Below are 4,664 nucleotides of genomic sequence, written 5' to 3'. Positions count from 1 at the left end.
GACCGACGACGTGTGCTGCGTCGCCTCGCTCTGCGCCCCCCGGCCCGCCTGCACCCGTCGCCCCGGTGAGCCCGTCTCCCGGCTGGCCGCCCTGGTCACCGCCCTCGCCGCCCGCACCGGACGGCCGCGGACCGCCGTCTGCGCCGAGTGGTTCCTGCGCTACCTGGAACGCGTCGTGCGCCCCGTCCTCCGGCTGGACGGCGAGGCCGGCATCGCCCTCGAGGCCCACCAGCAGAACACCCTGCTCCTGCTCGACGCGGACGGCTGGCCCGCCGGCGGCCGCTACCGGGACAACCAGGGCTACTACTTCCGCGCGTCCCGCCGCGCCGAGCTGGACGCCCTGCTGCCCGGGGTCGGCGACCGCAGCGACACCTTCGTGGACGACGACGTCACCGACGAACGGTTCGCCTACTACCTCGGCGTCAACAACGTGCTGGGCCTCATCGGCGCGTTCGGATCGCAGGGGCTCGCCGACGAACGCCTGCTGCTCGCCGCGTTCCGCCGCTTCCTGACCGACGCCGCCGCAGGACCGGACGCCACCGGCTCCCCCCTGCCCGCCCGGCTGCTGGAGGAGCCCCTGCTGCGCTGCAAGGCCAACCTGCTCACCCGGCTGCGCGGCCTCGACGAACTGGTCGGCCCGGTCGACACGCAGTCCGTGTACGTCACCGTCGCCAACCCGGTGCACGCCCCGTGAGCGTCCCGGCGGGCACCCGCGCCCCGGCGGGCGTCCGGAGCGCCCGCCCCGGTGACGTGGCGGGCCGTGACGTGGCGGGTCGTGACGTGGCGGGCTGGGGCCCCGTCGCGACCCCCGACGGCCCGTTCCGGCTGCTGCCGGTGCGGGGCGGGGAACACCTCGGCCTGCTGCACCGCTGGATGAACGACCCCGTGGTGGCGGAGTACTGGGACCTCGCCGGACCGCCCGCGCGCACCGAGGAACACCTGCGGGCACAGACCGGGGGCGACGGCCGCAGCGTGCCCTGCCTCGGGCTGCTCGACGGCCGCCCGACGAGCTACTGGGAGATCTACCGCGCCGACCTCGACCCGCTCGCGGACCACTACGCCGCGCGCCCCCATGACACCGGCGTGCATCTGCTGATCGGCGAGGCCGCCGACCGGGGGCGGGGACTGGGCGCCCTGCTGCTGGACGCCGTGGCCCGCCTGGTGCTCGACCGGCGTCCCGGCTGTCCGCGGCTGGTCGCCGAGCCCGACGTGCGCAACCACGCCTCCCTCGGCGCCTTCCGGAAGGCAGGGTTCCGCCGGGCGGGCACCCTCGAGCTGCCCGGCAAGCGGGCCGCCCTGATGATCCGGGGGCGGGGTGTTGTCGGAGGGACGCACTAGGGTTGGTGGGGCTATGACGAAGCCCTCACTCCCCGAACTCCTGCACGCCGCCGTCGGCGCCGTCGGCGGCACGGAGCGTCCCGGCCAGGTGGCCATGGCCGAAGCCGTCGCGGAAGCCATCGACGACGGCACCCACCTGCTGGTCCAGGCCGGCACCGGCACCGGTAAGTCGCTCGGCTACCTGGTGCCCAGCCTGGCGCACGGGGAGCGCGTGGTCATCGCCACCGCCACCCTGGCCCTGCAGCGGCAGCTCGTCGAACGCGACCTGCCGCGCACGGTGGACGCCCTGCACCCGCTGCTGCGCCGCCGGCCCGAGTACGCGATGCTCAAGGGCCGCTCCAACTACCTCTGCCTGCACCGGCTGCACGAGGGAATGCCGCAGGACGAGGACGAGGGCCTCTTCGACCAGTTCGAGGCCGCCGCCCCCACCAGCAAGCTCGGCCAGGACCTGCTCCGCCTGCGCGACTGGGCCGACGAGACCGAGAACGGGGACCGGGACGACCTGACGCCGGGCGTCTCCGACCGGGCCTGGCAGCAGGTGTCGGTCTCCTCCCGCGAATGCCTGGGAGCCTCCAAGTGCGCCTACGGCGCGGAGTGCTTCGCGGAGGCGGCCCGTGAGCGGGCCAAGCTCGCCGAGGTGATCGTCACCAACCACGCGCTGCTGGCCATCGACGCCATCGAGGGCGCGCCGGTGGTTCCGCAGCACGAGGTGCTGATCGTCGACGAGGCCCACGAGCTGGTCTCCCGGGTCACCGGTGTCGCCACCGGCGAGCTGACCCCCGGCCAGGTCAACCGTGCGGTGCGCCGCGCGGCCAAGCTGGTCGACGAGAAGTTCGCCGACCAGCTCCAGACCGCCTCGGAGGGTTTCGAGCGGGTGATGGAACTGGCGCTGCCCGGGCGCCTGGAGGAGATCCCCGAGGACTTGGCCTACGCGCTGACCGCGTTGCGGGACGCCTGCCGGTCGGTGATCTCCGCCCTCGGCAACACCCGCGACAAATCCGTCCAGGACGAGGACGCGGTCCGCAAGCAGGCCCTGGCGTCGGTGGAGAACGTGCACGCCGTGGCCGAGCGGATCACCCACGGCAACGAGTGGGACGTGGTCTGGTACGAACGGCACGACCGCTTCGGCGCCTCGCTGCGGGTGGCGCCGCTGTCCGTGGCCGGGCTGATGCGCGAGAAGCTGTTCGCCGACCGCAGCGTCGTGCTGGCCTCCGCCACGCTCAAGCTGGGCGGCGACTTCAACGGCGTCGCCGGGTCGCTGGGTCTCGGCCCCGAGGGCCTCGAGGGTGACGACCTCCCGCAGTGGAAGGGCGTGGACGTCGGATCGCCGTTCGACTACCCGAAGCAGGGCATCCTCTACGTCGCCAAGCACCTGGCCCGCCCGGCCCGGGACGGCGACCGGGCGGACATGCTGGACGAGCTCACCGAGCTGATCCAGGCCGCAGGCGGGCGCACGCTCGGACTCTTCTCCTCGATGCGGGCCGCCCAGCTCGCCGCGGAGGAGCTGCGGGAGCGGATCCCCGAGTTCCCCGTGCTGCTGCAGGGCGAGGAGACGCTCGGCGAGCTGATCAAGAACTTCGCCGCCGACCCGAAGACCTGCCTGTTCGGCACGCTCTCGCTCTGGCAGGGCGTGGACGTGCCGGGCCCCAGCTGCCAGCTGGTGGTGATGGACAAGATCCCCTTCCCGCGGCCCGACGACCCGCTGATGAGCGCGCGGCAGAAGGCCGTCGAGGAAGGCGGCGGCAACGGCTTCATGGCGGTCGCCGCGACACACGCGGCGCTGCTGATGGCCCAGGGCGCCGGACGGCTGGTCCGGGCCACGGGCGACCGCGGCGTGGTCGCGGTGCTCGATCAGCGCCTGGCCACGGCCCGCTACGGCAGCTTCCTGAAGGCCTCACTGCCCGACTTCTGGTACACGACCGACCGGAACCAGGTCCGCCGCTCGCTCGCCGCCATCGACGCGACCGCCCAGGCGGAGGGGCGCTGATCGCCGGGCGACCGGTCGTCGTCCGAGCGCCCGGCGGGCGCCTCGCGGCGCGGCGGTACGCCGCCGACGGTGGCTGAGGGAACGCACACGGGCGCAAGCCGTGGTCACCGCGACGGAAGGCCACCAGGACCGCACGGCGGCACCCCAGGGCCCGACGGCGGCGGACGCAGCAGGGCCCCGGAACCGGCGCAGGGGTTCCGGGGCCCGATCAAGCGCGGCCGGGAGGGCCGCTGGTCTCAGACGCGGCGCAGCACCGCCACCACCTTGCCCAGGATGGTGGCGTCGTCGCCCGGAATGGGCTCGTAGGCGGCGTTGTGCGGGAGGAGCCAGACGTGACCGTCCTCGCGCTTGAAACGCTTCACGGTGGCCTCGCCGTCCAGCATGGCGGCGACGATGTCGCCGTTCTCCGCCACCGGCTGGCGGCGGACCGTGACCCAGTCGCCGTCACAGATCGCGGCCTCAATCATCGAATCGCCGACGACCTTGAGGACGAAGAGCTCGCCGTCACCGACCAGCTGCCGGGGGAGCGGGAAGACGTCCTCGACCGACTCCTCGGCGAGGATCGGCCCACCGGCGGCGATACGGCCCACCAGCGGCACGTACGACGCGGCCGGCTTGCCCGCCGTGTCCGTGGGCTGCACGGGGGCGGCCTGGTCGGAGGCCCGCACCTCGTAGGCGCGCGGCCGGTGCGGGTCGCGGCGCAGGAAGCCCTTGCGCTCCAGCGCCATCAGCTGGTGCGCCACCGAGGAGGTGCTTGAGAGGCCCACGGCCTGCCCGATCTCCCGCATGGACGGCGGATAGCCCCGGCGCTGCACCGAGTCGCGGATCACCTCGATGACCCGCCGCTGGCGGTCGGTGAGGCCCGAGCTGTCCGCCCGGATGCCGGGAGGTCGCCCGGGGAGGGAGCGCTTTGGCCCCTCCGGGTGCGTGGCTTCGTTCATCGCGGTGTTGATCCCGGCGTTCATCGCGTGTGGCGGCTCGAGACGCCCCTGGGAGCGGTCCTGGGCGGTGATGGTGGCGCTGTCTGCGGTGGTGGTCACGTCGGCCCCTCTCGATGGTCTCCCTGCTGCACAACGGTAGAGGCTTTCGAAAGGTTGCGCCAAACACACGTTCGAGTGAAAAATGCCGATCCACCTGGCACGTGCCTTGGTCCGGGTGTAAGACCCCACACCACCCCGTCCCGGGACGAATGAGGGCATGGGGATACGCTGCACCGGTCCGTGCGCGCCCGGGCCGTGCCACAGTCTGCCATCCGGTACCCCGCCGGACCGACCCCATGGCCCGCTTCGGCCCCGGATCCGCGCAGGAGGCCCGCGGCGCGTCCGCGCGGCGGTCACGG

Annotated in this window: 4 protein-coding genes; 3 read left to right on the top strand and 1 reads right to left on the bottom strand. The window is 73.6% G+C overall.

Annotated elements, in window-relative coordinates:
• The 3 genes from HW445_RS19245 to HW445_RS19235 all read left to right on the top strand — a co-directional run.
• On the top strand, nt 1-694 hold a 694-nt coding region (locus tag HW445_RS19245), incomplete at its 5' end, for an IucA/IucC family C-terminal-domain containing protein (RefSeq protein ID WP_306673336.1).
• Entirely contained in the window at nt 586-1,338 is a 753-nt protein-coding gene (locus tag HW445_RS19240) for a GNAT family N-acetyltransferase (RefSeq protein WP_180222232.1), read from the top strand. The genes HW445_RS19245 and HW445_RS19240, both read left to right, overlap by 109 nt.
• A gap of 13 nt (nt 1,339-1,351) precedes the next feature.
• Nucleotides 1,352-3,325, top strand: coding sequence for an ATP-dependent DNA helicase (locus tag HW445_RS19235; RefSeq protein ID WP_180222231.1), 1,974 nt, complete (start codon nt 1,352-1,354; stop codon nt 3,323-3,325).
• A gap of 236 nt (nt 3,326-3,561) precedes the next feature.
• On the opposite strand, the gene lexA is transcribed toward HW445_RS19235, so the two are convergent.
• On the bottom strand, nt 3,562-4,365 hold the full coding sequence (gene lexA / locus HW445_RS19230; RefSeq protein ID WP_151775264.1) for a transcriptional repressor LexA: 804 nt from the start codon (nt 4,363-4,365) through the stop codon (nt 3,562-3,564).
• Between the last annotated feature and the right edge of the window lie 299 nt (nt 4,366-4,664).

The organism is Streptomyces sp. UH6, from assembly GCF_013421635.1.
GTDB lineage: Bacteria > Actinomycetota > Actinomycetes > Streptomycetales > Streptomycetaceae > Streptomyces > Streptomyces abyssomicinicus.
This window is presented reverse-complemented; position numbering and strand designations above follow the sequence as displayed.

Bases quoted from the DNA above. Each gene is read 5' to 3' on its own strand.
- HW445_RS19235 (WP_180222231.1), top strand. From the start codon at position 1,352: ATGACGAAGCCCTCACTCCCCGAACTCCTGCACGCCGCCGTCGGCGCC.